The organism is Micromonospora sp. NPDC005163, from assembly GCF_053599835.1.
Genome location: NZ_JBSFYP010000010.1, coordinates 1 through 25,695, shown reverse-complemented (window position 1 = coordinate 25,695; position 25,695 = coordinate 1). Strand labels below are relative to the sequence as shown.

Genomic DNA, 25,695 nt, shown 5'->3' with positions numbered 1-25,695 from the left:
AATCGGCGCTGACCGCCCTCGGGCCCGGGACGTTCTGACCCGAGCGGGACGCCACTGGCCCACCAGCCTCAGCGCGTTCCGCTCGCTCGTCACGCGCTGCGGCAAGGCTATCGAGCCGAGACCGATCACTTCGGTCCTCCCCCGGATGGCTTTCGAAGCCGCTTGCGTCTGTGCCGCGTGGTGGGCCATAGTCACCCCATGATCTCTTCACGGAAGGGCGGCGACGCCCAGGCGCGATGAGCGCCCCCGCGCGGCGCAACGACGCCGCGATGCCTGCACAGGCCGTCTACAGCAACAACGTTCGTGACCTGTGGCAGCAGGCCGTCGGGATTCGGCAGGAGTGGCTTGGCCACGCCTTGTCCACAGAACCGGCTGACAAGCCGACCGCCGAACGCTGTTTGACCGCCATTTACGCCAGAATGAAGCGGCCGCAACCCCGATTTGAATGGGTCGAGTCGCCCGACAAGGCACGCTCCCTGATCACCGGATGGCCCACCCTCGACCAACTCTACGAGTGGATCCGCGACCCTCGCCCGCGCGGAACACCACCACTGGCGAGCGATCTCGCAATGGTCACCTCGCAGCTCCGTGGCGCGCTGAGCGCGAGCGTCACTCACACCGACCCGGAGCTGTCACCGATACGCGCGGGCAAGACCAAAGAACCATGGCCCGAACTGGCGCCGCTCCACGCGCTCGACAGCGGCGTTTCGCTCGGTGTCGTGCTGCACCAAGGCGTACGCACGGCACTGCACCGGAGCCTCGCGCACGGGTACTACCTACCCGTGCGTGCCACAATGGCCGGCGGCGGTCCGGTCCCCGTTTGCTGGTACGGCCAACAGGACGCGTCCTGGGTCGCCTACTACGACACGCTGCATCGGCTTGGTCTTGCCCGGTACGGGCCGAACGAGGCCGAACACCTCAACGCGTGGGCCAACCTGGCCCGCTCCTGCGGCTGGTGGTGGCCGGCCGAGGACGTCTGCGTCGTGGTGGACCGGCCCCAGGAGATCCGAACCGAGCCGGTCTCCGCAATGGTGCACGAGCCGGTCCGATTGCGACCTCGCGGTGTGCGCTACCGCGACGGCTGGCAACCGCTCCTGAAACTGTGACCTGAGCCGACAGCCGGCCGGGTCGGGGCTCCCATCAGGCCCGGCCGGCACCGTCGTCCACAAGCCAGCCGCTTCACCTACGTCTCCGTCCACGGACAGAGCACACGAGACGTCGCGGGCAGGCTAGGAAAAGTCGATTCCCACGTACTTGCTCTCGAGATATTCCTCGATTCCCTGGGTTCCACCCTCTCTACCCAGGCCCGACGCCTTCATACCACCGAACGGCGCGGCCGGGTTGGAGATCACTCCCTGGTTGATACCTACCATTCCCGTTTCAAGCCGCTCAGCCAGCCGGATCGCTTTATTGAGGTCGCGGGTGAAGATGTAGGCAGCAAGGCCATACTCTGTGTTGTTGGCAAGAGCTGTCGCCTGCTCGTCGTCGGAAAAGCTGGTAATCGGAGCGACCGGACCGAAGATCTCCTCCGACAGCAGCCGTGCGTGGACCGGCACATCGATCAGCACCGTCGGCGCGTAGAAGAAGCCTTCACGCTCGAGTCGACAGCCCCCGGTCAGAACGCGGGCTCCCTCCGTCGCCGCGTCCGAGACCAGCCGCTCTACCTTCCGCACCGCGGCCTCGCTGACCAGTGGGCCTGCCTGCGTCTCCTCGTCGGTTGCTGATCCGACGAGGAGAGCGTTCATTCGGTCGGCTAGGCGCTGCGAGAACTGCTCGACGACGGCGTCGTGCACGAGGAAGCGGTTCGCCGCGGTACATGCCTGGCCGCCATTGCGCATCTTGGCGAGCAGGGCACCTTCCACCGCAGCGTCCAGGTCGACATCGTCGAAGACGATGAACGGGGCGTTTCCTCCCAGCTCCATGGACACGCGCAGCACGGAGTCCGCCGACTGGGCGATCAGGCGCTTGCCGACAGCCGTTGAGCCGGTGAACGTCAACTTGCGCAGACGCTGATCCCGAATGAGCGGCTCGGCGACACCGCCGGCCCGGCTGGTTGTCACGACGTTGACCACGCCGTCGGGCACTCCGGCCTCGACGAGGACCTGCGCCAACGCAAGAGTGGTCAGCGGTGCGAGCTCGGAGGGCTTGACCACAACGGTGCATCCGGCCGCCAACGCGGGCGCGATCTTGCGGGCGCCCATGGCGAGCGGGAAGTTCCACGGCGTGATGGCGAGAACCGGCCCGACCGGCTGTCGTATGGTGAGAATCCGACTGCCGCCCGTGGGCGACTGCGCATATCCGCCACCGACACGCACGGCCTCCTCGGAGAACCACCGGAAGAACTCGGCGCCGTAGCCGACTTCGCCCCGGGCCTCGGAGATGGTCTTTCCCATCTCAAGTGCCATGAGCATGGCGAAGTCGTCGGCCCGTTCATGGAGCAGGTCGTGCACCCGGAGCAGGATCTCGCCCCGGGTACGTGGTGGAACGGCGGCCCAGCGGTCCTGCGCTCGCGACGCCGCGGCCAGGGCATCCATGCCGTGGTCCGGACCGGCGTCGGTCACTGCGGCGAGCGGTTGGCCCGTGGACGGATTCCGCACATCAAACGTGGCGTCCGTGCTCACCCACTGGCCGTCGATGAACGACCCGGTGGGCACGGAGGACAGAAGGCGGCGCATCGCCTCCGCGGTACCGTCCACTAAGTGCTGGGCCCCGCCGCTCTCAACCACGCTCGGCATGGAACTTCATGAAGTGGTTGACGGCGGTCTGGGCTACCTCGAGGTCCTCCCCCGCGGTTCCGGAGCTGATGCCGATGCCGCCGACCACCTGGTCGTCGACGACGACGGGGAGTCCACCGCCGATCACGGAGAAACGACCGCCGTTGGTGTTGTGGATGCCGAAGGTCGGCTCCCCGGGCACGCAGAGCTGGTTGTAGATGTGCGTCCCCTTGCGAGCGGTGGCACCGGTGAAGGCCTTGTCGATCGCGGTGGCGATGCTGCTCACCTTGGCGCCGTCCATCTGCTCGAACATGATCAGGTGCCCGCTCTCATCGGTCACCGCGATGCTCATCGGGATGCCCAGGTCGACGGCGGCCTGACGCGCGCCCTCCACGAGTACGGCGGCGTCGTCTCGTCCGAGCCTTATGACGGTCAGCATCAGAGTTCCTCCACTATCTCTAGGTCGGTCGTCGCGAGAAAGGCACGCAGGTCGTCGAGGTCCTCTCCGGTCACCGGCGAGTACGGCGGGTATGGGGCACCGGCTGGCACGCCCAGAAGATTCAGCGACGCCTTCATCGTTGGTGTCAGGCCGTATCGCATCCACTTCGTCGGATATAGCGAGAACTGCCGTTGCAGCCGTACCGCCTCGGCAACGTCGCCCTTGAGGAACGACTGCAGGATCAGCGATGCGATCTTCGCGACGGGCGGTGGCAGCGTCACACCGGATCCGCCGAGCTGGAGGCTGATCAGCATCATCTGCACGGTGGTGAAGTAGTGCGCCAGGCCGGCCTGGTCGATTTCTTCGATCAGCCGCGACACCCTTGAGAGATCGCGCGAACTCTCCTTGACGAACCGAATGCTGTCCCGGCTCGCCAGCGCAATGGTCGCTTCGGGGGAAACGGTGGCTCCGGCCCCGGCGTTGAGGTAGAGCATGAGCGGCAGCGATGTTTCGCCGGCCACGGCGTCGACGTAACGCTCCAGATCCCGGGGTGAAGGCTCGCCACCGAAGGGCCGAAGCGGCGCCAGCAGCTGCACGGCGCTCGCGCCCAGCTCCTCTGCGAAGTGAGCGAGGTCGATGCTGACTTTGAACGACGGGTGGGAGACGCCGACCACGACCGGCCGGCGCCCATCGACGAACTCGATCGTTCTGCGGATCAGCTCCCGCCGCTGCGGGAGGTCGAGGTACTGGTACTCCTGCGCCTCGACGCCCGCCGCGATCACCATGGCAGCGTCACAGTCCTTCACCACGTAGTCGACACCGTGCTTCAGCGCGTCGTAGTCCACGGTCAGCTCTGCGGTGAACGGGGTCAGCGGGGGAACCACGAGACCGGGGATGGTCATGACGGTGCTTGTCATACGAGCGACCGCCTCCGCTTGAGCTGGTCGACCTGGAAGCCCGCGACGGTCTTGTACCGCTCCGTGATCGCACGCAGTTCCTCGTCGGAGACGATGTCGCTCAGGCGCTCGAACGGCTTGTCGCCGCTGCGCTCGTGCACCTCGCGCAGGATGGCGTCCGGCGGGTTGGCCCGGTTCATGCGGACGACCTTGCCCGTCGCCTCGACACGCGTGACGTCGTACTCGTGGAGTGCCTCGTCGGTCACGCCATGGCGCTTGAAGCTGCCGGCGAGGAACCGTGCGTCGAGGATCGCCTGGCCTGCGCCGTTCGAGCCTCGCGGGTACATCGGGTGGGCGGCGTCACCCAGCAACGTCGCGCGACCGAAGGTCCACGTGGGAAGTGGGTCGCGGTCCACCATGGGGTAGATGAGGATCGGGTCGGTCTTCTGGAGCATGCCAGGCACGTCGAGGAAGTCGAAGTGCCAGTCCTTGAAGACCGGGAAGAAGTCCTCGAGCCTGCCCTTGGCGTTCCAGTCGTACAAGTCGGGTCGAGGCCGCTCCAGGGTCGCGACGAAGTTCATCAGCTGGTTGCCCTGGCCATCGATGTTGTTCCTGATCGGGTACACCATGAGCTTGCCGACGCTCATCCAGCCCATGCGGACGGTGTTGGCTCCGCTCAGGAAGGGTGGCATGGGGGTCGCGCCCCGCCAGATGGTGAGGCCGGAGTAGAGCGGATCGCCCTCGTCCGGATAGAACTGCTTGCGCAGCGCGGACTTGATGCCGTCGGCCCCGACAAGGACGGAGGCGCGGACAGAGGGAAGGTCCTCGCCGTTCGGCCCGACGAAGTGGGCGGTGACCATGTCGTCACCGAGGTCGACGCGGGTGAGTCGGTGACCGGTGACGACGCTGTCCTCGCCGAGCCGCTCGCGCACGGCTTTCAGGAACACCATCTGCATGTCACCGCGGTGTAGAGAGAACTGCGGCCACGGGTAGCCGGCCGCTTCACCTGCGGGCTCGGTGAAGATGTGCTGGCCGAACCGGTTGTAGTAAGACGCGTCCTTGGTGCGGATACCGACTTCGTCGAGCGCCGGCACCAGGCCGAGTTCGTCGAGTTCACGAACGGCGTGCGGAAGCAGGTTGATACCGACACCCACGGCCGTCAGCTCGGGCACCGCGTCGTACACACGGCACCGTATGCCGATCTCTTTGAGGCTGAGGGCGAGGATCAGGCCACCCGCTCCTGCACCGACGATCAGAACCTCGGTGTCTTTCGTTGCATGGGTCATCCAGCGCTCCTATGGAGGAAATCACTGACCTTTATACGTTACCTAGATTAACTATCTGGGTGTGGAGGGTCAAGGGGTGCGGAGCGGCGAGATGGGTGTGCGGCACCGGTCGGCGAAACGGAAGCGTCTGCCTCTGGCCCGCTACGCCGTGCCGAGCTTCCGCGCGCGGCAACGTTTCGACAGCGGCGGCTGGCGCGTTCGCGGGCGTCAGCAGGGCAGGGGCGATCGCGCCGGCGCCGCTGGAACGGGGCCTACGCCAAGCCGTTTCGCTCGCAGACCCCCCGAGCGCCGCCATGCCCGCACGGCTACACGCCTACGACACCAGGCTCACGCCGCACTCGGCGCTCGACCAGCCGCCAGCCACTCCCCAAGGTCTCAGGCCGGAACACTCATCTCGCGGCCGCCTCTCGCTGTGCGTGGATGGCCGACTGGACGAGGCTCCTGATGGACTCCAGGTCGTCGTCGTTGAGCGGCACGCCGACGTAGAACGCCATGACGGTCAGGGCAGCCGCGCGGTCTTCCTCCGTCAAGTGCGACTGGAAGTAGGCCACGTCGCGCCGGACGCCGTCGGACACCGTCGTGAGGCACCGGCGACCGTGCGCAGTCGCCTCCACCAGGATGACCCGACGGTCCACTTCCGAGGGACGCCGGACGACCAACTCCTTGGCCTCGAGGTCTTGAACGAGTCGCGACGCGAAGGCACTCGTGACGTTGAGGCGCTCGGCGATCCGGCTCACGGGAAGGGCTCCCTCGGTGACGCCGCCACCGAGGATCTGGATGAGCGCCTGGTGCTGAAGCGGCTCGAGGTCCGAGTTGCGGGCCACCTCGTCAAAGATCCGGAAGGTGCGCCGGATGATGTAGCGAGCACGTGCGACACCCTCGAAGTAGGCATCCACCTCGACGGGGGTTCCGCCAGGGCCGCCCCTGAGCGCGTTGATGGTGGCGGCGATGCCGCGGCCTACGCGCCCTGGGTTCCGTACTGATCGACGAGCCACTGCTATACCTACGCTTCTTGAAATCGTGGCCGGTCGGTCGCGAACGTGTCCATACACGTTCGCGATCGCGAATGCGCGGCCAGGCGTCATATTCGCCTCCTGGGGCGCCCTGCTGACTTTATCGGAGGCCTCCCACGGTTAACATCTACCCGTCTAGCGACGCCTCGAGGCGGAGTCCAGACGATCCACGGCCCTGACTCTGTAGCGGGTGCCGGCGTTGAACCAGGGTCGGGCAGCAAGCTGCTGTCGCCGAGGCGCTTCCCCCGCTGCACGGCGCTCCGGCGATTCGAGCGCAGACGCATCGGCGAGCCGGTGGATCGCCACCCGGGTCCACGGAGTGTTGGATCCCGTCACATCGATCAGGCTGACCCCGCGCCAGGCCGCGGCCTTGAGGAGCATGGGTGCGTGTTCCTCGCGGTACCACGCGTCGAGGTCGTCCAGGTCGCTCCGCGGTGCCGAGAACGCCACGACGAAGAGCAGGGGTACCGCAGCCTCGACGTCGCCGTGCTCCTGGATGACTTCCCCCGTGACCCTGACAAACTGGTCCAGTCCCCCCATCCGCGTCTGCGTGGTCGCGGCCGTCCTGGCCTGCAGGGCTCGGTACGCCTCCGTGCCCAGCGCATCCAGACTCGCGAGGTCGTAGATCACCAAACCCATGTCGTGATCGTCTTCGGAGACGTACCTACGGGCGTCGAGAAAGCCCGGCATCGCCAGTCGTCCGGTGACGTGCTCGGCCTCGTACCACGTGAAAAAGTCGTCGACGTCATCGGCCTTCGGACGGAGGACCGCGAGAAGTACTGCGCTCACAGCTGTAGCTCCTAAATTGTTGTGCGTCGTTGTGTGAAAAAGCGGCTCTAGCCAGCTCCTCGCGCACCGCCGGCACCGGCCCGGGCGGCCTCGGACCCACTGACGTCATCGGCGTGCCTACCGAACCGCTTCCAGCAGGCCGTGATGACGACGAGGAGTACGGTCAGTGCGCACAGGTACGACCACGCGCCGTCGTAGCCGGCCGCCGAGTCGACGAACATGCCGAAAGTGAGCGGCCCGACCATGAAGCCGGCATAGAGCCCCAGTGAGGTCCAACCGGTGGCGCGGCCTACCGAGCCACTTGGCGCGGTGCGCACCACCGTCATCATGATCACGACGTTCGCAGCCAACGCACTCGCTCCGAAGATCGCGGCGCCCAGCCAGACCATCAGGTCACTGACGGCAGCGGCGAGACCGCATACCGCCAAGCCCACGCCCGTCAGGACCGCCAACCCGGTCAGGAGCGACGGCGTATCGAGGATGCGGTCCATCACCCGCCCCCACACAAGGCGTGCCAGCACGCCCGTCCCGCCGAGCGTGGCCGAGACCAGCCCGGCCTCGCTCACCGAGTGGCCGAGCACGTCGTGGGCATAGAGCGGCAGGTACACGTTCGTCGCCTGGATGGCGGCACCGGTCACCAGCGCGTAGGTGGCCAACCACCACACACTGGGGTCCATGGCCGCACGGGGGGCGCCGGCTCGCGCGGCGCGTGGAGCCGCGGGGCCCACGACCCATCGGGTGGCCACGAACCCGAGGACCGCCAACACCCCGCAGAGCAGAATCGCCACGCGCCAGCCGAGCACCACGGCCAGTCCTGGGAGGGCGAGACCTGCCAGCAGTTGGCTTGCCTGCACCCCTGACTGCTTCGCTCCCACGACGAGCCCTTGTCGCCCGACGGTCACCGAGCCGGCCACCGCGAGGTTCGTCGCCGGGTTGGAGGTGGCGACCGCCATGCCGGCGAGACCCACGCCGAGCACCAGTGGGACCAGCGAGTGCGACATGCTCACGGCCACCATGGCCGCCCCCGCACAGACGAAGGTGAGCCGAAGCATCCGTTGGGCACCGAGGTGGTCGGTGAGCCGCCCGAATCCGGGGGTGCAGGCGGCCGCCGTACCGAAGGCGACAAGCCAGAGGCCGCCGAACTCGGTCGCCGACAACCCGAGGTCGGAGACGACCAAGGGACCCAGTGCACTCAAGGCATAGTGCGTCAGCGGACCGACCCCCATGCCCAGCGCGAGGTATCCGGCGAGGAGCGGCTCATAGGCGGTCGACGGATTGCCGCCGTGCCCTCTCATGCGCTCGCGTGCGGCTCTCGCACGCTCTCGAGCAAGGACGTCCTGCGCAGGAACACCCGCTGCGACTCCTCGCTGCTCGCGATGGCACGTAGCTCGTCGAGCCGCTGGGCTCGCACGACCGGGTCCTTCTCCTCGAGCCGCTTCTTGTTGCTCACAGTCTGCTGCTGTACATAGCGGATGTTGAGGTCCCGCCGGCGGCGTTCGTAGGCGTCGAGCACGTCCTCGTTTCGGGAGCCGCGGAAGTCGTCCAACGCCTCAAGGAGCTCGACGGCGTCGTGGATTCCGCAATTGAGCCCGAGGCCGCCGATCGGGTTGTTCACGTGGGCCGCATCGCCGGCAAGGAAGGCCCGGCCTACCCTGAACCGGGCCGCCACGCGCTGATGCACCCGGTAGATCTTGCGGTGCAAGATCTCCCCCTGCGACGCGCCGGGGCAAATGCGCTCGAGCCGCTGCATGGACGCCTCGTCGCTCAGGGCCTGTTCGTCGGACTCCCCGACTGATGTGGGAAGCACCACCCGCCAGCGCCCCTTCAGGTCCTCACCTGCGACCTTGAACAGGTTGGACCACTCGAACGGATCCGCGAAGTAGCTGCGGTAGCTGCAGGACATGGCATCGGCGAAGTCGAAGAGGGAGGTCAGCACCACGAACCGCTCCGGCCAGGTGTAGCCCTCGAACTCGATGCCGAGCCCCTTGCGAACGGCGCTGCGGCCGCCGTCGCACCCGATGACCCAGTCGCCCGTGAGCCGGACCGGCCCGTCGGCGGTCTGCCCATGGACGACGACAGAGTCGGCAGACTGCTCCAGACTCGTGAACGTGCACCCTAGCCGTACTTCGACATTCGACATCTCGGCGAGCCTGCGCAGGCCGATGCGGGCGAGCTTGTGCTGCTCGGTCTGTACGACGAAGGGGAACCTCGTCTCGTGACGCAGGACGTCGTGGTCGAGCCGTGCAACGAGACTCCGGCTCGGCTTGTCCCAGAAGTCGAAGTGACGGGCGACCAGACCGACGCTGATCAACTCGTCGACCAGGCCCAGGTCGTCGAGCATCTCGAGGGTCGAGGGGTGCAGGGTGGAGGCTCGCGGGTCGTCCTGAACCTGCTCCGCAGCCTCCAGCACGGTTACCTCGAAGCCGCTTCGTGCAGCGGCGAGGGCGGCGACGACACCGACCGGTCCCCCACCGACGACGATCACGTGCCCCATGTCATCCACACTCTTTCGTTCGTGCCGGAGAGAACCACGGGAAGAGACTGTCCGGGAGCGAGTCCAGGAACTCGAGGGTCTCGTCGAGGGTCACCACGTCGGCGTACTTTTGCTGCATGTCCAGCAGGTTCACCCGGTGCGACAGCTGCACGCGGTCGAAGGTGCAGTCGGCGACCACGGCCATCCGGTAGTTGTTGGAGAAGCCGTCAATGACGGTGGCCCGCACGCAGCCACTGGTCGTGGCGCCGCACACCAGGACGGAGTCGGCCTTCAGCTCCACCAGGAGGCTGTTGAGCTGTGTGGCGAAGAAGGCGCTGGGCTTCGGCTTCGAGATGACGATGTCGGGATCCTCAGGAGCAATCTGCTCCACGATCTGATTGCCGCGCCCCCGTGTGACGACTGCGTCCTCAGCTCGCCGGCGGTTCTTGTCCGCCCAGCGTCCGGAGTCGAGTCCGTCGGGACGGGGATCCTGGCCCGTGCTGTAGATGACCGGAATCCCGCGCCGTCGAGCGGCAGCGGTGAGCCTGCCGATGTCCGGCAGCGCGTCCCAGGCATGCTCGCCACAGCTGTTCCGCCACGACCTGATGGAGTCCAGGATCGGCTCGGGGCGGTCGCCACAGAAGTTGTAGTTGACGTCCACGACCAGCAGGACCGGGCGTTCACCGAAGCCGGCGCGCTGCCCGTAGCCCGCCGCCTCGAAGACCGCGCGCTCATGCTCGTCGAGCAGGCCTTCGAGCACGTCGACGTGGATCGCGGCGGTCACTCCGGGTCCCGCCCGCCGCTGACGCCGGCGTACCAAGGGGCAACCCGCGACTCCAGCCAGCCGACCCCCCGCGTCAGACCGATGCCGAGCACCATCAGTACGACGACCGGGACGAACAGCGCCGACGTGTCAAACCGCTGGCCCGCGTTGATGATCAAGCCGCCGAGGCCACCGATCGAGGTGAAGAACTCGGCGATCACGATGCCGATGACAGCGCGTCCGATACCCAGGCGCAGACCCGTCATGATGTGTGGCACTGTCGCGGGCAGGATGATCTTCCGCATGATGGCGGTTTCACTGGCCATGAAGGACTTGCCGACCTCGAGGAGGGGCTTCGAGACGGCGTTGACCCCCGCCCACGTACTGATCACGATCGGGAAGACCGTCATGACCACGACCACCGCCACCTTGACGGCGAAGCCGAGTCCGAACCAGAGGATCAGCAGGGGGATGAACGCCACCATCGGCATGGCGTAGCCGCCCGTCACGTAGATGCCGAGGGCTGCCTCGACGGCCCGGTACCGGCCCAACAGCAGGCCGATGGGGATGCCTGCGACAGCAGCGATCAGGTAGCCGAGCAGCAGCGGCTTGAGGCTGTCGAGCAGTGCCGTGACGAGCGTCCCGTCGGCGAGTTGGTCGCGGAACGAGACGGCGATGGCCGTCGGGTACGAGGCGAAGATGGGGTTCATCCGTCGCCCGAAGATCTCCCAGGCCACGAGCAGGACCAACAGGGAGGCGATGGTCACCAGCGTGTAGGTGTGTCGGCCGCGCAGGACCCGGCGCCGCTTCGCGACAGCGGTGGGGTCTGGTCCCTGACGGGTGGAAGTTCGTTCCTGCGCTAGGGAAGTCATCGGTCCCCTCCTCGATCGCGGCCCTGCGGGTCGATGCCGTGCGCCGCTTCGCTGTTCTCGTGGACCCGCGCCATGAGCCGGCGCCAGATCTCGTACCTCGTGTGAGCGAACTCGTCGAGACCGCGGATCGCGAACAGGTCCTCGCGCGGCCCGGAGATCGGGATGTCGAAGATGTGATCCACGCGGCCCGGGTTCGGGGACATCAGCACGACCCGGTCCGCGAGCAGAACGGCTTCGTCCAGGTCGTGCGTGACGAAGATGATTGTCTTGCCGGTCTCGCGGTGAACGCGCAGCACCTCGAGCTGAAGACCCTCGCGAGTCTGCGCGTCGAGCGCTCCGAAGGGCTCGTCCATGAGGAGCACCTGCGGTTCGATGCTGAGCGCGCGGGCCAGACCGACACGCTGCTTCATGCCACCGGAAAGCTGGTTGGGACGCCTGTCCATCGCGGCGCCCAGGCCCACGAGTTCGAGCTTCTCGCGGGCGATCCGGCGACGCTCCGCCTTCGGCACGCCCTTCACCTCGAGCCCGAACTCCACATTCTGAAGAGCCGTCCGCCACGGGAAGAGCTCGGCGTGCTGGAACACCAGACCGCGGTCAAAACCGCATCCAGTGACCACTTTGTCGCCCACGGTCACGGTGCCGCTGGTCGCCCGCTCCAACCCCATGATGATGCGCAGCAAGGTGGTCTTGCCGCAGCCGCTCAAGCCGGTCAGGGCGACGATCTCGCCGTCGTTGATCGACAACGACACCCGGTCCAGGGCCTTCAGAGGCTGACTTCCCTTGCGATCCGAGACGGTGAAGTCCTTGGAGACGCGGTCGATGACGACCCTCGGCTGCGACTGGGCCGGTGGAGTCGTCGGAGGGCTCGCCTGCGTCTTCCCGGCGGTGCTGCTTGCCTGCATGGTCTCAGTCCTCCAAACGCTTCAGCGCGGCTTGCTGGTACGAGTCATCGACGAGGGACTTCACATCGATCGACTTCTTGAGATCACCGGACTCCTGCAGCACCTTTTCCAGGTACTCGAGCTTGGTCATGTCGATGCCGCCGTCGGGATCGACCAGCTTCTTCTCGACGATGACGTCGTGGGTGAAGGTGACCATGGGGTCGTCCGGGCTCACCTTCAGCGCCTCCGCGGAGATCTTCCTGGCCTCGTCCGGGTGGTCGTACGCGTACCGCAGACCCTGGATCAGGCCGGCCAGGTACCCCGTGGCCAGGTCGTCCTTCTTCTTGAGGCTGTCCTCGCGAGCGATGATCATGTAGCGCGGATAGTCGGGGATGATGTCGGCGGAGAGGCCGAGGACGTTCACGCCGTCCTTCTCGGCCCGCGGGACGTAGTCCGTGGCGTCGGCCGTCGCGTCGACCGTGCCCGCCACCACGGCCCGGTACCGGTCGGGGTTGCCGCCCGCGTTCACCTTCTGGACCGACGTCCAGTCGACGCCGGCGTTTTTTAGCATCAGCTTGGCAACGAGGGCTGGAAGTCCTGTCGGCGACGAGATGCCCACACTCTTGCCCTTGAGGTCCGAAATCGAGTCGTACTTCTTGTTAGCGAAGATTGCGAAAGGGTTGCCCTCCATTGAGGAACCGATCACCTTTGCGTTGAGACCTCCTTGCTGCGCGGCGATGTAGAGTCCGCCGGGGCTCTGCTCGATGGCATCCACCTCGCCGGAAGCCAGCGCCGGGTAGACCTGCTCCGCGCTCTTGAGCTCGACGAACTCGACGTTGACGCCCTGCTCCTTGTAAAAGCCCTTTGCCTGCGCCATGCGCAAGAAGCCGCAGTCGCTGGTACAGGGCATGACACCCACCTTCCAGGTGGTGTCGTTCGACGCGCTGCCCTTGCCGGCTCCAGCACTGCATCCACTGAGCATCGTGGCCGCACTGAGGGCGAAGACAGCTGCGAGGCGGGGGATGGCTCTCAGCTTCATCGGGGGACTCCCTAGGGGGTGGTTAAGCCAGGTAACTTATTTCGGTTGAATTTTTCGTGACCTACTTTGGCGATCCGGGAACGACAACGCTGTTCGGTGGCGTGGGGACGGAGTGGTGGCGTCCTCGGGCGTCCAGCCGCTCCTCGGCACCGGCGCGGCTCACGCCTCGTACCTGACCTCGAAGGTGAGGCAGCCCTCCTCGGACTTCCACGGGCCGTGCTTCATGCCGGGCGGGCGACACGCGTAGTCCCCTGCGGTGAACGTTTGCCCCAACCGCAGGTCGGTGATGGAGCCCTCCAGGATGTAGACCTCCTCCCAGAAGTCATGAGACTGCACACCGTTCGGCGTCGTGTCCGTCTGCGGTTCGAAGCGGAGGATCCGCGTCGCCACGCCGCGCTCCGGGTCGCGGGCGAGGACTCTTTCGGTCAGCTGGGGTACCACGCCCTCACACGGTGTGAACGCGGTCTTTTCAATGGAGACGAACTCCAGCTCGGGCTTCGGCATGTCTTCCTCTCGGCCGTATCTACGGTGGGCGATGGTCAGGAACGCCGCGGAGCAGCGCGGTGCCTCCTCATGAGGACCACAGGGGGGCGAACTCCCTGGCGACCGCTCGCGCGAAGGAGCCACCGGCCCCTGGCAGGGCAGCGCGCCACCCGAAGTCCTGCAGGCTCGCGACGGCGCTGTCGTTGATGGCGGGGTTGTAGAAGGGAAGGTCTCGCTCTACGAGGTTCGCGATCAGCCCTGTCTCCATTGGCGGGAAGAGGCCGTCGGCGACCTTCTCGGCCAGAGACGGATCCTCCCGGAGGGCCCGCTGTGCGCGGACGATCGCGCGGACGGCGGCGGACACGACCTCTGGCGACGTGGCAGCCAGCCTCCGCGACGTCATGAGGGCAGGAAACGTGAAGCCAGCGGCTTCTCCGTCGCAGCGCCGTGCGTCGAAAATGACCTTGCCGATGCCGTCGCGAACCGCGACCTCGGCGCCCATGCCGTTGGCCCAGAACGCGTCGATGCGGCCTTGCTCGAGCGCCTGCGCGGCGGTGAGGCCGAACGAGACGCTGGGGGCGTCAGCGCCCGGAACCGGAGCGATGTCGATCCGAGCCTCGTCGAGATCGAGGCCGGCACCGACCAGGAGCTGGCGGAGCCCTGTGTCAGGGCCGGGTGCCGCGCCGATCCGCACGTCGCGCAGCGATGTCCACGAGCCGGCGTCAATGTGCGAGTCCGCCGCCACGACGAGGTACCAGTACATGTTGCTCGACAGCGCGGCGACGAGCGTCGTGTCGTCCCACGCTCGCACGTCGTACAGCGGTGCATGCGCGGCACCCGCCAGGAAGTCGATCTCGCCATCGCGCAGCGCGGCGGCCGCGTCGGTGACCGGGAAGAGCAGCTCCAGCGTGACGTCGAGGCCTTCCTCGCGCATGAGGCCAAGCTCCACCGCCGCAACAGCAGGAAAGTACGAGTTCGAGATCAGGTCGGGAACAGCCAGTCGCATCTCGCGCTCCTCGGTCGGTTGTGATTTAGTTAATCTAGGTACGGTACCTAGAGTCAAGGACTTCGGCGGATACAGCCGCAACGGACTTCCGGCCCACTGGCCCGCTCCGTACGACGTCCTGGCGGAGAGGGCACGCATGCACGACCCGACGCAGCACCCCGACCTGTCGAACGTCCTTGGCTCGCTGGCGGCGCGGGCCCCGCGTCTCCTGATCGACAACGAGTGGGTCACGCCCTCCTCCGGAGTCGTGCGTCGCACACTGAACCCGTCCACCGGCACCGAGTTCGCCAGTTACGCCGTCGCTGGTCCGGTCGACGTTGCCGCCGCGGTCGACGCGGCCAGGGACGCCCAGCGATCCTGGGCCCGCACGACGCTCGGTGAACGAGGTCGCTGCTTCGAGCGCCTCGCGCTGGCCATCGAGGACCGCGCCCACGAGATCGCGTTGGTGGACGCGATCGACGCCGGGCTGCCCGTCCAGCGAATGTTCGGCGATATCGCCGGGGCGACGAGGTCGCTGCGAGGTTGGCCAGGGCTCGCGGGCGCGCTACGAGGTGATGTCCTGCCCGACGATGACACCCTGCACTACACGCGCTACAAGCCTTACGGGGTCGTGGCCAAGATCGTGGCCTACAACCACCCTTTCCTGTTCGCGGTCAAAGGCAGCCTGGCAGCGCTCACCGCGGGCAACGCCGTAGTGCTGAAGGTCGCCGACCAAACGCCCATGTCGGCGCTGCTTCTCGGAGACCTGGTCCGGGAGATCTTCCCTCCAGGGGTGTTCAACATCATCACCGGCGACGCGCACACCGGCGACGCGCTGGTGACGCATCCTGACGTCCGCCGCATCGGTTTCACCGGCAGCCCAGCGACAGGCCGCCTCATCCAGCGCCGTGCCGCCGAAGACGCCGTGCGATCGGTGTCGCTGGAGCTGGGCGGAAAGAACCCGATGATCGTCTTCGCTGACGTTGACGTGGCGCGCACCGCCCGTGAGGTCGTGAAGGCGATGAATCTGCGCGCCAACGCCGGCCAGTCGTGCGGCTCGACGTCACGGCTGTTCGTCCACGCCGACGTGCACGGCGCGTTCGTCGAGGCGTTGGCCAGTGAGTTCTCCGCCCTGACGCTGGGCCCGGCGTACGACCCCGCCGTCGACATGGGCCCTTTGATCAGCGCCCGTCACGCCGACAGAACACGCGACTTCATCAGGGGAGCTGCCGCGGAAGGCGCGACCCTGGTCTCGGGCGGACTCGATGACCCCCGGGTTCCGCAGGAGGGATTCTTCGTCGCTCCGGCCATCTTCACTGACGTCGCGCCGGATTCGAGCATCGCGCAGGAGGAGGTCTTCGGTCCGGTGGTGTCCGTGTTCCGCTGGAGCGACTACTCGACGATGTTGCGCGACGTGAACAGCGTCGAGTACGGACTCACCGCAAGCGTCTGGACGAATGACGTGCGCAAAGCGCTCCGACTGGCCGATGACGTGGAAGCGGGTTACGTCTGGGTCAACGACAGCACGACCCACTACTGGGGCACGCCCTTCGGCGGATGGAAGAACAGCGGCCTTGGACGGGAGGAGTGCATGGAGGAGTTGTTGAGCTACCTGCAAACCAAGAGCGTCCACGTGAAGCTCGCCGCCTGACGCGGCGCCAAAGAACGGTGTTTCCGATGAGAACAGCCGACGACGAACGGAGTGGATGGTCATGAAAACAGCTTTGGTGCAGGTCGCCAGCCCTTTCACCGAGCCGGTCGAAGGCCGCATCGAGCGTGTCGGCGACCTTGTTGCCGGCCTCACCGACGTCGACCTGGTGGTCCTCCCCGAGTTGTGGGCCCCTGGCTACTTCGCATTCGACCGCTATGACGAACTTGCGCAGTACCTCGACGGACCGCTCCTCTCCACGATCAGGGGCTGGGCCCGAGCGCTCGGGGCCCACCTGCACGCCGGCAGCGTGCTCGAACGGGACCCAACCGGTCGCCTTCACAACACCGCCGTGCTCGTCGATCCGACCGGTGAGGTGCTGTTGGACTACCGAAAGATCCACGTGTTCGGCTATCAGTCCCTCGAGTCGAAACTCCTCAGCGCCGGTCAGCGGGCGGACGTGGCGGACACCGCCATCGGCCAGGTCGGCATGACGACCTGCTACGACCTCCGCTTCCCGGAGCTGTACCGGCACCTCGTCGACCAGGGTGCGGAGCTCATCATCGTGCCGGCCGCCTGGCCGGCCGCACGCCTTGAGCACTGGAAGCTCTTCACCCGAACCCGTGCCGTGGAGAATCAGCTGTTCTTGCTGGCGTGCAACGCCGCCGGGAAGCAGGGCGAGGTCGAGCTGGCCGGCCACAGCGTCGTGGTCGATCCCTGGGGACGCGTGCTGGCCGAAGCAGGCGCCGGTGAGGAGGTCCTCTACACCGAAATCGACCGTGCCGCAGTCACGGAAATACGGCGCGAGTTCCCCGTGCTTGAAGACCGCCGGCTACGCAATCAGGCGACCTTCGGCTGAACAGCTTTCCATCTCGTCTACACGAACCCAGAGGGAAGGACATTTCGTGCCTGACACACCCCTGATCACTCTGACAGTCGCCGGCACAGCCGACCAGATCCACCTCTCCGATCCCAGACTCGTCGTGGCGGGCTACACCGGCCGTGACCGCCAAGCGGTCCAAGCGCACATTGACGAACTGGCCCACATCGGCGTCACACCGCCACCACGCGTCCCGATGTTCTACGAGCTGAACGCTGACCTCCTAACGACGGACGCCTCCGTCGACGTGGCCGGTGACAAGACCTCTGGGGAGGTGGAACCGGTTCTGGTGTTCCACGGGGGCCGCTTCTACCTCGGTATTGGCAGTGACCACACGGACCGCGAACTCGAAACCCAGAGCATCGCCAAGTCAAAGGCAGCGGCGCCCAAACCGATGGGCGCCGCAGTGGTGCCGATGGTGTCCATCGAAGAGCGATGGGACGACATCGTTGTGACGTGCCGGACCGATCGCCAGCCGTACCAGCAGGGCCGCCTGGCGGCGATGCTGACGCCCCAGCAACTGCTCGGCAAGTTGGAGGCCAGTGGCACGAAGCTCACGGCGGACACGGTGATGTTCTGCGGGACCCTGCCGTTGCTGACCGGAGAGTTCGTCTACGGGACCAGCTACGAGATGGAGATGCACCTGCCGGACGGCCAGTCACTGACGCACGCCTACCAGGTAAAGCACGGAAGCGTCTGATCCGGTCGGCAATCAGAAGTGCGCAGCCGCATCTGCGAAGGCTGTGGTTTCTGCAGGGCGGCGCCGGGCTTGGGCATGTAATCAGGCGCCGGCAGAAGCTTGTCGACGCCTGATGCGATCAGGGGCAGGTACGGAACACCCGACGCCGTGGGGCCGTGCCGCGTTCTCGGCACGGCCCCGAACGTCGTTGTCGGCCGTTCAGCGTCCAGGCCCGCGCTCTATCGGTTGAGCTCCGGCGGATACCGCTGAAGCTGCCTGGACAGAGGCAAAGCAGACCGCTTGCAGCCGGCCGCGTCGTCCGGGCTTGAGGCAGACGAACCCGGCGATCGAGATCCGGCCGGAGCCCTCGCCCGAGACGGCGACCACGGGCGTGTGCCCGCGTCGGCTCCACGTGCGTGATCGCGGCGGTCGCAGAGCCTGACCTGCCTCGTCCTGGAAGCAGATCCACGCACCCGCGCCGCAGCTGGTCTTTACCGCCGGAGACCGTCGGCGCAGCCAGCTAATGATCGCCTCAGGGTCGCGTTCGGCGGCACGTCGTCGGCAACGTTCGCACCTCGTGCGGATTGATCCGGGGTACGGCGCTGGTCTACGCCTCGTCATCCAGCGTCTACGGCCGGCGAGCCGACCCAGCCGTGAAGCGCTCCGCGAAGCGAACCCCACCGACAAGGCCGAGGTCTACCGGCAACTCGGACTCCGGCTCACCTACCAACCCGAAACGCAAACGGTGCGCGCTGCAGTGGATCTCAGCGCGCACCATTGGTAAATCGTTTGTGTCCGAGGGGCGACACGAACCATTGCCCCACCGTCGATGACGATCGGCAAGACTTTGAAGCTTACTAATGAGTAGCCGCGTTGGTGACCTCTTCGTGTTCGCCGAACAGGTCACCAGGCGAGAAGTCGTGGTCAGCGTCTCGCCCGTGAGAACCGCGTGCAGCACCGATGGTCAGCGCAAGACGGACCGTGCAGTATGACGCGGTGACCGAATCGCAGCCTCCTTCATCAGCCGTTGCATGGGCCGCTGAAGTCGCCGGTCCGGGTGCCTCCGCGCGCACCGTTCGGCGACTCACCGGCGGCACTCACGCCGCCACCCATCTGCTACGGACCGAGCGCCCCACGGGGGAGATGGTGCTGCGCCGGTTCCCGCCGGGCGACGACGCCGCCGCGCGGGAAGCCGGCGTGCTGGCAACTCTCGACGGCTTGGACGGCTGGGCTCCGAGGGTGGTGGACGTGGATCCCGCCGGTCATCGGTTCGGTGAACCGGCCATCTTGATCACCCGGCTGCCCGGCCGCGCCGACATCATGTCCGTCTCCTCGCGGGGGGCAGCCGAACAGCTAGGACGGGTCTTGGCCCGCATCCACGCCGTGCCGCTCACCCGGCTTACCGGGCTCCGGGACGGCATGGCAGCAGCATCCGCCTCATCCCCTGCCGGCGTCGACGCGGGGCCTACCGCATCGATCCTGGCTGCCCATGCTCATCGCCTTGCCGGTCAAAGTCCCGTTCTGACGCACTATGACTATTGGTCCGGCAATGTCCTGTGGGAGCAGGAGGTAATCACTGGCGTCGTCGACTGGTCAGGGGCTGCACAGGCGCCACGCGGCCTCGACGTGAGCTGGTGCCGACTTGATTTGACTCTGCTGCACGGCCCGGACTCGGCTGAGATATTCCTGGCGGCGTACGAGCAAGCGGCAGCAGCAGCTGTGCCCGACCTGGCGCTGTGGGACTTGTTCGCCCTCGACAACTCCTACCGCACCGTCGAGACCTGGCTCCCCAACTACCACGACCTCGGCCGCAGCGATCTGACCGCAGCCCACTTGCGCGAGCGTCACACCAGCTGGACGCAGGAGTGCCTCGCCCGCTACCGAATGGAATAGGAGACGCAGGCAAGATCGTCGAGCAATGGCGCCCGCATTCTCATCGGCTGAGGGGCTGTCTCGCTAACGGTGTTTTCGGCGATCTTGGTTAGTAGGTTTCAGCGGCTGGGAAGCGGTCGCTGAAGGTGATGGCGAAGGCGTTCAACGTGGGTTTCCAGCGCATCGTCCATCGGGCTCTGCCGACGCCGGTGGGGTCAAGGGACCGGGTCACCAGGTACAGACACTTCAACGCGGCCAGCTCGCCGGCTGGTCACACACGTACGAGCCTTCGGTCATGATGACCGGCCGCCACGGCGAGTGCCTCGAGCAGTGGATCACCGCCGTCGAACACGACACCCTCACGCCCCTGGCCGGGTTCGCCCGCAACCTACGCCGCGACCTCGACGCCGTCCGCAACGGCCTGACCCTGCCGCACAACTCCGGCCCGGTCGAAGGCAACATCAACCGCCTCAAGATGATCAAACGTCAGATGTTCGGCCGCGCCAGCCTCGACCTACTGCGCAAACGCGTCCTACTCGCGCACTGAACGCTTCACACAACCGGCGACAGAGCCCGGACCTTGACCACGATGGCGTCGATGAACACCGCCGCATAAATTTGGCGGTTTCTAGGGATCGTCGCGAATCAGCTCGTTGTCATTTGGCGTCTCCATTGTCTCATCATCTGCTGCGGCGTCTTGTCGTTCAGGCACAAGCGTGGCCGTTCGTTGAGTTCGCCGGCGATCTCTTGGAGTTGATCGTCGGTCCATCTGCTCAGGTCGGTGCCTTTCGGCAGGTACTGGCGAAGAAGCCCGTTTGTGTTCTCGTTGGAGCCACGCTGCCAGGGCGAGTGCGGGTCAGCGAAGAAGATTCTGAGGCCGGTCGCTTGCTCGATGCGCTCGTGGTGGAACATCTCGTTGCCTTGATCCCAGGTCAACGTGCGCCGCAGCCTGGCAGGTAGCTTCGCGAACGTGCTGATCAGCGCGTCGCCAACGGACCGGGCACTGTGATCGCCGGGCAGCCTCACCAGCAGGGTGAACCTGGTCTTGCGCTCCACCAGCGTTGCGATCGCTGATCGTTGACGGGCACCCATGATCAGGTCGCCCTCCCAATGCCCCGCCTGACGGCGGGACTCGACCGCGGCTGGCCGCTCACGGATCGACTTCATGTTGGTTGACTGTTTCAGCGCGCCCTCGCGAGACCGGCCCCGGCCACGACGACGCCGGTAGGTGCGGCCAGTGCGCAGATTGACGGGATCGGCGTGAAGGACCAGGCCTCGATAGACCGCCTCGTAGATCGTCTCGGCGCACACCTGCCACGCCAGCCGGCGCGGGTATCGCCGTCGCAGCCACCGGCTGATCTGCGCAGGCGACCACCCCCGATGCAGTTTGCCGGCAACCGCCTCGCGCAACGCGTTGTCGGCCGCCAGCCGCCGCGGCTTCGGGCGCCGTCGGCGCACATGAGCCTGGTTGTGTGCATACCACGGCTGATACCGGCCGTCGGGTTTGCGGTTGCGAGCGATCTCCCGGTACACGCTCTGGTAACTCTTGCCGATCCGGGCGGCGATCGACTTGACCTGCTCTCCTCGGGCGAGCCCGTCGGCGATCTCGATCCTGTCGTCCTGACTCAGATACCGCCCGCTGATCGGGGTTTCGACATAGCTCACGCTGCCAGCGTCGATGAACCACAATGATCCACAACTCAGCGACACGCCCACTTCCTGGGCGGCTCGAGCACCCCGCACTCCTGTCCTGATCAGTTCGAAATAGCGACGCTTGACGTCCGTCGACATCTTGTTCGGCGCGTATCTCGGCATGCGAACCCCGTCCCATCAGGATTCGCAACGACCAGTAGAAACCGCCTTTCGTCGAGGGGCCGGTGGGACCAGTCGGTCATCTCCTCGATCACCTTGTCGGTGATCCGGGAGATCGTCTCCTTCGACACCGAGGCGCCGTAGATCTCGGCGAAATGCGCGCTGAGTTGAGTCGGCCCGCAGCGCGGTTCCGGTGTTGCCACCGGCCCGTTTCTGCGGACCGCTCGCCGAACCCGCCGTGCGCCTCTCAACGCAACGGGCTCTCCACGGTTTCTGCCGTCAGGCTTGGTTCGTTGTTGCCCAGGGGGTGGGGATTCTGCTGCGACGGCGATACCGAGTAACGGCGGTCGACGCGATGTTGTGCAGTTCGATCCCGTCCGCCGTGATGGTCCGCCACCCGGTCGGGGTGCGCAGCCAGCGGTGAACGTCCTTCCATCTCCAGCGTCGTTTGGCCTTGGCCCAGCGAACAACTCGCCACCAGATGAAGTAGGCGAGCCGGTCGAAGGTGTGTTTGGCGACGGCGTGCCGGAAGTAGTTGGTCCAGCCACGCGTGATCTGGTTGATCCGGATCAGCGTTTCTCCCAGGTCTTGCTGTGACAACCTGCGTGTCAGGGCACGGATTTTGTCCTTCAGTGACCGGACTGGCCGGTCACCGATGAACGTGTAGACGTGCCACTGGTCGCGGGTTCCCATCTTGCGTCTCCACCGGATGCGGAAGCCCAAGAAGTCGAACCCGTCGGCCATGTTCACGATCCGCGTCTTGGACGGCGACAGTCGCAGTCCCAGCGGAGCGAGCACGGCCGCGACGTCCCCGCGCAGCGCCTCGACGTGATATCGGGTGCCGAACACCATGACGACGAAGTCGTCCGCATAGCGGACCAGTCGCCACGTCGCCTGACCATGATCACGCCGATGGTGGCGCCGATTCTCCGTCGACATCCGCCCGCCGGGCTTCCACTCACGGTGCAGGTGCTCATCGAGCACACTCAACGCGATGTTGGCCAACAGCGGTGACAGGATGCCCCCTTGCGGCGTGCCGGTCGGGGTGTCGCGTTCCTCGCCGAGCTCCGTGAGGACCCCGGCCTTGAGGAACGCTTTGACCAGCGCGAGCACACGCTTGTCCTTGACCCGATGCCGCACCCGGTCCATCAGGGCCGTGTGGTCGATCGTGTCGAAGCACGCCTCGATGTCGGCATCCAGCACCCAGCGGTAGCCTCGGCTGCCGAAGAGGTGGATGTCGGCGATCGCGTCGTGTGCTCGCCGGTTGGGCCGGAACCCGAACGAGACCGGCTCGAAATCCGCCTCGAAGATGGGTTCCAGGACGAGTTTCAGGGCGGCCTGCACGACTCGGTCAGCAACGGTCGGGATGCCCAGCTTGCGGACCTTGCCCGACCCACCCGGCTTGGGGATCTTGCGTTCCCGCACCGGCTGCGGACGAAACGAACCGTCCTTGACCGCTGACCTGATGCCGTCCAGGAACGCCGGGACACCGATCTCCCGCTCGATCCGGGCGACCGTGAGGCCGTCCGAACCGGCAGTACGCGCCCCGGTATTGCCCGCGACTCGCTCGAACGCCACGATCAGCGTCGCCGGGTCGTGCACGAGGTTGAACAGGTCGTCGAACCTGCGGCCAGGATCAGCCGCAGCCCAACGGTGAAGCTTGGTCTGCATCCCCGATACCCACCCGAACCCGTCCTCACGGACGTGTTCCGGTGGGGCGCCGCCGTTCGGTGGCGCGTCTTTCGGCATTACAGCGTCCTTCCTTCTCGAAACCGCTGCCGTCCTTCCCCATGTGGTCGGCTTTCCCGACCTCGGAGTACTACGACGGCTCCGCCCCGCCCGACGCGTTCAGCAGACGATGTGCCTATCCCGACCATCGGGCTGGCTGCCCGCCGTCGGGAGCCTCGCCGGACGGTTCCCGTGTTCACTGCTGGATCGCTCATCGAAGGAGGCACCCGACTTTGTCCCCGCGGCATCGCCACGGCTACGCCGCAGACCTTCACCATGGCCTCCCTGCGGAGGTGAAAATCCCCGCTCAGGAGTTCCCCGCCCGTCATGAAAGAGCAGGTGCGCACCGCGACCGGCCCAGATCCGCCAGGTTCGAGCCGGTGACCACTTAGGAGACGTAAACGCCGGTTCCTCGCGTATGCCTTTCCGATTCGCTTGCCGGACCCGCACCATCTGGCAGTGCTGACACGCCCCGGCGTTGTCAGGGCCGCTTGCCACCCTCCCCGGCACCTCCCGGATCAGGCTGCCCCCAGCTTCGCCAGACCGCTGCGACGGCCCGACGGAGAAGGTCTCTCACCTCCACACAATCCAACAGCGCCTCACGGCGCACTCTCCCCGGTCGTCAAACCCTTGGCATACAGCGACAACACGACCTCGTCGACTTCCGACAGGCGCCGCTGCCGCTTGCGCACGATCTGCGGTTCGAACGTGCCGGCCCGGTCCCGCGGCACGTCAATCTGCACCGACCCTGACGCGTCGGTCAGCACCGTCTTCGAGCGGGTGCCGTTGCGAATGTTGCCCGACCCGGCGCCGGCGGGTTCGTGTCTGACATAGCCGAGATGCTCAGTCATCTCCTCGTTGAGCGCGGTCTCCAGGACCGTCTTGGTCAACTGCTTCAGCAGCCCGTCCGGGCCCGTCAGGGACAGGCCCTGTTCCTTGGCCGCCCGGACCAGCTCGGCGGCAGCCTTCGCCTCCGCCGACGGCTCAGACCGCTTCTTCCGTTCGGTCCCGTTGTTCTGTGTCGCGGTCATCACGGCACCCTCCTGACCAGGCACAACGCCTAGCGGGTCAGGCCGGAAACACCAACTTGTTGGATTGGTGGCGGAGATCAGGGTCTGCAGCCATGATCTTCGAGGTTGTGGTCGGGGTCGCTCGGGAAACACCTGCCGCCCACGGGCTGGCCCTCGAACGGCCTGCGCCCCGGCCACAACCGCCGGCGAGAGTGGCTCGAGAGAGGTCTGTTTAGCCCGAAGTTGGTCTGCCCTCCTCGCCGGACTCCCCCTATCCGGTTCCGCAAGGAGAAGCCCGTGCCCCCGGCCCCGCCCTCAGCACCTGCCCCGGTCGTCATCGCGATCGATCCTCACAAGGCGTCCTGGACCGCCGTGGCGGTCGATAACCGACTCCAGCCCCTCGCCGCGATTCGCGTCGAGGTCAACCGCGACGGCTACCGACAACTGCGACGCTTCGCCGGCCGCTGGCCAGACGCGACCTGGGCGGTTGAAGGCGCCACCGGCCTGGGCGCCGCGCTGACCGCCAGACTGACTGCCGAGCACATCGACGTGGTCGACGTGCCCGCGAAGCTGGCCCGCCGCGTCCGGCTGCTTTCGACCGGGCACGGCCGCAAAACCGACCAGGCCGACGCCCTGTCGGTCGGAATCGCCGCGCACACCGCCACTCGACTCAATGCCGCTGTCGTCGACGAAGCGATCGCCACCCTGCGGTGCCTTACCGAACACCGTGATGACCTGGTCCGCACCCGAACCCAGACCATCAACCGGCTGCATGCGCTACTCGCCCAGCTCATCCCCGGCGGCCTGCCCCGCGGACTGACCGCCGAGACCGCAGCCGCCGCGCTGCGCAGCATCCGCCCTCGGGCCGTGCTTGCCCGCACTGTGCGCCAGGTTGCCGTGGACCTGCTCAGCGAGGTGCGTCGCCTCGATCGGCGTATCGCCGAGGCAACAGCGACCCTGTCCGCCGCCGTCGCAGCATCAGGCACCACCCTGACCGACCTGCACGGCATCGGAGATGTGGTCGCTGCGAAGATCCTGGCCCGCGCCGGTGCGGTCAGCAGGTTTCGGTCGGAGTCCGCGTTCGCCTCGTACTGCGGTGTCGCGCCGATAGAAGTGTCATCCGGTGACATCCAACGGCATCGCCTATCCCGCGCAGGCGACCGGCAGCTGAACTACGCCCTGCATGTCATGGCCATGGCCCAGATCAAACGAGCGACCCCGGGCCGGGACTACTACCAGCGCAAACGAGCCGCGGGCAAAACCCACAAAGAAGCCATGCGCTGCCTGAAACGCCGCCTCGCCGACGTCGTCTACCGAGCCATGATCAAAGACACGGAGTGTTCCGCACCGGGTTTGATGGAGACATCGAAACCTGGGAGGAACACCAGCGATGCCCGCACCGAAGAAGTACCCCGACGAGCTGCGTGAGCGTG

23 protein-coding genes and 3 pseudogenes are annotated in these 25,695 nt (G+C 66.5%); 7 read left to right on the top strand and 19 right to left on the bottom strand.

Going from position 1 to position 25,695, the window contains the following annotated elements; genetic code table 11:
- Positions 1 to 236 precede the first annotated feature (236 nt).
- Positions 237 to 1,106, top strand: coding sequence for a DUF6745 domain-containing protein (locus ACWD6N_RS09950; RefSeq protein ID WP_354965887.1), 870 nt, complete (start codon positions 237 to 239; stop codon positions 1,104 to 1,106).
- Positions 1,107 to 1,229: 123 nt separating this feature from the next.
- Here the strand turns inward: ACWD6N_RS09950 and ACWD6N_RS09945 are convergent, their stop codons facing one another.
- The 14 genes from ACWD6N_RS09945 to ACWD6N_RS09880 form a co-directional block, all read right to left on the bottom strand.
- Positions 1,230 to 2,726, bottom strand: coding sequence for an NAD-dependent succinate-semialdehyde dehydrogenase (locus ACWD6N_RS09945; protein WP_450004659.1), 1,497 nt, complete (start codon positions 2,724 to 2,726; stop codon positions 1,230 to 1,232).
- Positions 2,719 to 3,153 carry a GlcG/HbpS family heme-binding protein gene (locus ACWD6N_RS09940; protein WP_354965889.1) on the bottom strand — a complete coding sequence of 145 codons (435 nt, stop codon included), beginning with the start codon at positions 3,151 to 3,153 and terminating at the stop codon, positions 2,719 to 2,721. The genes ACWD6N_RS09945 and ACWD6N_RS09940 overlap by 8 nt, the downstream gene beginning before the upstream one ends.
- Positions 3,153 to 4,055, bottom strand: a complete 903-nt coding sequence (locus ACWD6N_RS09935) for a dihydrodipicolinate synthase family protein (RefSeq protein WP_450004658.1) — start codon at positions 4,053 to 4,055, stop codon at positions 3,153 to 3,155. The genes ACWD6N_RS09940 and ACWD6N_RS09935 overlap by 1 nt, the downstream gene beginning before the upstream one ends.
- 11 nt (positions 4,056 to 4,066) lie before the next feature.
- Positions 4,067 to 5,335 carry a flavin-dependent oxidoreductase gene (locus ACWD6N_RS09930; RefSeq protein WP_354965891.1) on the bottom strand — a complete coding sequence of 423 codons (1,269 nt, stop codon included), beginning with the start codon at positions 5,333 to 5,335 and terminating at the stop codon, positions 4,067 to 4,069.
- A 389-nt stretch (positions 5,336 to 5,724) separates the two neighbouring features.
- Positions 5,725 to 6,231, bottom strand: a complete 507-nt coding sequence (locus tag ACWD6N_RS09925) for a MarR family winged helix-turn-helix transcriptional regulator (protein ID WP_074308883.1) — start codon at positions 6,229 to 6,231, stop codon at positions 5,725 to 5,727.
- 252 nt (positions 6,232 to 6,483) lie between these two features.
- The gene (locus ACWD6N_RS09920; RefSeq protein WP_354965892.1) at positions 6,484 to 7,137 is read right to left on the bottom strand and encodes a hypothetical protein; all 654 of its coding nucleotides are present in this window, start codon (positions 7,135 to 7,137) and stop codon (positions 6,484 to 6,486) included.
- Positions 7,138 to 7,184: 47 nt separating this feature from the next.
- A complete protein-coding gene (locus tag ACWD6N_RS09915) occupies positions 7,185 to 8,432 on the bottom strand; it encodes an MFS transporter (protein ID WP_354965893.1) in 1,248 nt (415 codons plus the stop codon).
- Positions 8,429 to 9,631: an FAD-dependent oxidoreductase gene (locus ACWD6N_RS09910; RefSeq protein WP_354965913.1), complete on the bottom strand. Its 1,203-nt coding sequence runs from the start codon at positions 9,629 to 9,631 to the stop codon at positions 8,429 to 8,431. The genes ACWD6N_RS09915 and ACWD6N_RS09910 overlap by 4 nt, the downstream gene beginning before the upstream one ends.
- 1 nt (position 9,632) lies before the next feature.
- Positions 9,633 to 10,394 (bottom strand): isochorismatase family protein, encoded by a 762-nt coding sequence (locus ACWD6N_RS09905; protein WP_354965894.1) that lies wholly within the window; start codon positions 10,392 to 10,394, stop codon positions 9,633 to 9,635.
- Complete coding sequence (locus ACWD6N_RS09900) at positions 10,391 to 11,245, bottom strand: ABC transporter permease (protein ID WP_354965895.1); 855 nt, start codon at positions 11,243 to 11,245, stop codon at positions 10,391 to 10,393. Before ACWD6N_RS09900 ends, ACWD6N_RS09905 begins: the two co-directional genes overlap by 4 nt.
- A complete protein-coding gene (locus ACWD6N_RS09895) occupies positions 11,242 to 12,147 on the bottom strand; it encodes an ABC transporter ATP-binding protein (RefSeq protein ID WP_354965896.1) in 906 nt (301 codons plus the stop codon). The genes ACWD6N_RS09900 and ACWD6N_RS09895 overlap by 4 nt, the downstream gene beginning before the upstream one ends.
- Positions 12,148 to 12,151: 4 nt before the next feature.
- Positions 12,152 to 13,165: an ABC transporter substrate-binding protein gene (locus ACWD6N_RS09890; protein WP_354965897.1), complete on the bottom strand. Its 1,014-nt coding sequence runs from the start codon at positions 13,163 to 13,165 to the stop codon at positions 12,152 to 12,154.
- 159 nt (positions 13,166 to 13,324) lie between these two features.
- Complete coding sequence (locus ACWD6N_RS09885) at positions 13,325 to 13,669, bottom strand: cupin domain-containing protein (RefSeq protein WP_074308873.1); 345 nt, start codon at positions 13,667 to 13,669, stop codon at positions 13,325 to 13,327.
- Between the two features lie 67 nt (positions 13,670 to 13,736).
- Positions 13,737 to 14,654, bottom strand: a complete 918-nt coding sequence (locus tag ACWD6N_RS09880) for an ABC transporter substrate-binding protein (protein WP_354965898.1) — start codon at positions 14,652 to 14,654, stop codon at positions 13,737 to 13,739.
- A 136-nt stretch (positions 14,655 to 14,790) separates the two neighbouring features.
- Here ACWD6N_RS09880 and ACWD6N_RS09875 point away from each other — a divergent pair, with 136 nt between their 5' ends.
- From ACWD6N_RS09875 to ACWD6N_RS09860, 4 genes are all read left to right on the top strand, one after another.
- Entirely contained in the window at positions 14,791 to 16,284 is a 1,494-nt protein-coding gene (locus ACWD6N_RS09875) for an aldehyde dehydrogenase family protein (protein ID WP_354965899.1), read from the top strand.
- A 55-nt stretch (positions 16,285 to 16,339) separates the two neighbouring features.
- Positions 16,340 to 17,140 carry a carbon-nitrogen family hydrolase gene (locus ACWD6N_RS09870; RefSeq protein ID WP_354965900.1) on the top strand — a complete coding sequence of 267 codons (801 nt, stop codon included), beginning with the start codon at positions 16,340 to 16,342 and terminating at the stop codon, positions 17,138 to 17,140.
- A gap of 46 nt (positions 17,141 to 17,186) precedes the next feature.
- Positions 17,187 to 17,861, top strand: a complete 675-nt coding sequence (locus tag ACWD6N_RS09865; RefSeq protein WP_354965901.1) for a DUF2848 family protein — start codon at positions 17,187 to 17,189, stop codon at positions 17,859 to 17,861.
- A gap of 975 nt (positions 17,862 to 18,836) precedes the next feature.
- Entirely contained in the window at positions 18,837 to 19,733 is an 897-nt protein-coding gene (locus ACWD6N_RS09860) for a phosphotransferase family protein (RefSeq protein ID WP_354965902.1), read from the top strand.
- An 88-nt stretch (positions 19,734 to 19,821) separates the two neighbouring features.
- Here the strand turns inward: ACWD6N_RS09860 and ACWD6N_RS09855 are convergent.
- Positions 19,822 to 19,974: pseudogene (locus tag ACWD6N_RS09855) on the bottom strand (IS256 family transposase); the annotation flags it as partial.
- A gap of 33 nt (positions 19,975 to 20,007) precedes the next feature.
- Between ACWD6N_RS09855 and ACWD6N_RS09850 the strand changes: the two are divergent.
- Positions 20,008 to 20,259, top strand: coding sequence for a transposase (locus ACWD6N_RS09850; protein ID WP_450004657.1), 252 nt, complete (start codon positions 20,008 to 20,010; stop codon positions 20,257 to 20,259).
- Between the two features lie 98 nt (positions 20,260 to 20,357).
- On the opposite strand, the gene ACWD6N_RS09845 is transcribed toward ACWD6N_RS09850, so the two are convergent.
- The 4 genes and pseudogenes from ACWD6N_RS09845 to ACWD6N_RS09830 form a co-directional block, all read right to left on the bottom strand.
- Entirely contained in the window at positions 20,358 to 21,503 is a 1,146-nt protein-coding gene (locus ACWD6N_RS09845) for an IS30 family transposase (protein WP_450004656.1), read from the bottom strand.
- Positions 21,467 to 21,694 (bottom strand): annotated as a pseudogene (locus tag ACWD6N_RS09840) (transposase); the annotation flags it as partial. The gene ACWD6N_RS09845 and the pseudogene ACWD6N_RS09840, both read right to left, overlap by 37 nt.
- 109 nt (positions 21,695 to 21,803) lie before the next feature.
- Positions 21,804 to 23,273 (bottom strand): group II intron reverse transcriptase/maturase, encoded by a 1,470-nt coding sequence (gene ltrA, locus ACWD6N_RS09835; protein WP_450004655.1) that lies wholly within the window; start codon positions 23,271 to 23,273, stop codon positions 21,804 to 21,806.
- 590 nt (positions 23,274 to 23,863) lie between these two features.
- Positions 23,864 to 24,283 (bottom strand): annotated as a pseudogene (locus tag ACWD6N_RS09830) (transposase); the annotation flags it as partial.
- 276 nt (positions 24,284 to 24,559) lie between these two features.
- Here ACWD6N_RS09830 and ACWD6N_RS09825 point away from each other — a divergent pair.
- Positions 24,560 to 25,690, top strand: a complete 1,131-nt coding sequence (locus tag ACWD6N_RS09825; protein WP_450004654.1) for an IS110 family transposase — start codon at positions 24,560 to 24,562, stop codon at positions 25,688 to 25,690.
- Positions 25,691 to 25,695 lie beyond the last annotated feature (5 nt).

Excerpts from the sequence above, each read along its gene's own strand:
- ACWD6N_RS09950 (WP_354965887.1), top strand. The coding sequence starts at position 237 with ATGAGCGCCCCCGCGCGGCGCAACGACGCCGCGATGCCTGCACAGGCC.
- ACWD6N_RS09940 (WP_354965889.1), bottom strand. The coding sequence starts at position 3,153 with ATGCTGACCGTCATAAGGCTCGGACGAGACGACGCCGCCGTACTCGTG.
- ACWD6N_RS09935 (WP_450004658.1), bottom strand. The coding sequence starts at position 4,055 with ATGACCATCCCCGGTCTCGTGGTTCCCCCGCTGACCCCGTTCACCGCA.
- ACWD6N_RS09930 (WP_354965891.1), bottom strand. The coding sequence starts at position 5,335 with ATGACCCATGCAACGAAAGACACCGAGGTTCTGATCGTCGGTGCAGGA.
- ACWD6N_RS09915 (WP_354965893.1), bottom strand. The coding sequence starts at position 8,432 with ATGAGAGGGCACGGCGGCAATCCGTCGACCGCCTATGAGCCGCTCCTC.
- ACWD6N_RS09910 (WP_354965913.1), bottom strand. The coding sequence starts at position 9,631 with ATGGGGCACGTGATCGTCGTCGGTGGGGGACCGGTCGGTGTCGTCGCC.
- ACWD6N_RS09900 (WP_354965895.1), bottom strand. The coding sequence starts at position 11,245 with ATGACTTCCCTAGCGCAGGAACGAACTTCCACCCGTCAGGGACCAGAC.
- ACWD6N_RS09895 (WP_354965896.1), bottom strand. The coding sequence starts at position 12,147 with ATGCAGGCAAGCAGCACCGCCGGGAAGACGCAGGCGAGCCCTCCGACG.
- ACWD6N_RS09890 (WP_354965897.1), bottom strand. The coding sequence starts at position 13,165 with ATGAAGCTGAGAGCCATCCCCCGCCTCGCAGCTGTCTTCGCCCTCAGT.
- ACWD6N_RS09885 (WP_074308873.1), bottom strand. The coding sequence starts at position 13,669 with ATGCCGAAGCCCGAGCTGGAGTTCGTCTCCATTGAAAAGACCGCGTTC.
- ACWD6N_RS09880 (WP_354965898.1), bottom strand. The coding sequence starts at position 14,654 with ATGCGACTGGCTGTTCCCGACCTGATCTCGAACTCGTACTTTCCTGCT.
- ACWD6N_RS09875 (WP_354965899.1), top strand. The coding sequence starts at position 14,791 with ATGCACGACCCGACGCAGCACCCCGACCTGTCGAACGTCCTTGGCTCG.
- ACWD6N_RS09870 (WP_354965900.1), top strand. The coding sequence starts at position 16,340 with ATGGTCATGAAAACAGCTTTGGTGCAGGTCGCCAGCCCTTTCACCGAG.
- ACWD6N_RS09850 (WP_450004657.1), top strand. The coding sequence starts at position 20,008 with ATGATGACCGGCCGCCACGGCGAGTGCCTCGAGCAGTGGATCACCGCC.
- ACWD6N_RS09845 (WP_450004656.1), bottom strand. The coding sequence starts at position 21,503 with ATGTCGACGGACGTCAAGCGTCGCTATTTCGAACTGATCAGGACAGGA.
- ltrA (WP_450004655.1), bottom strand. The coding sequence starts at position 23,273 with ATGCCGAAAGACGCGCCACCGAACGGCGGCGCCCCACCGGAACACGTC.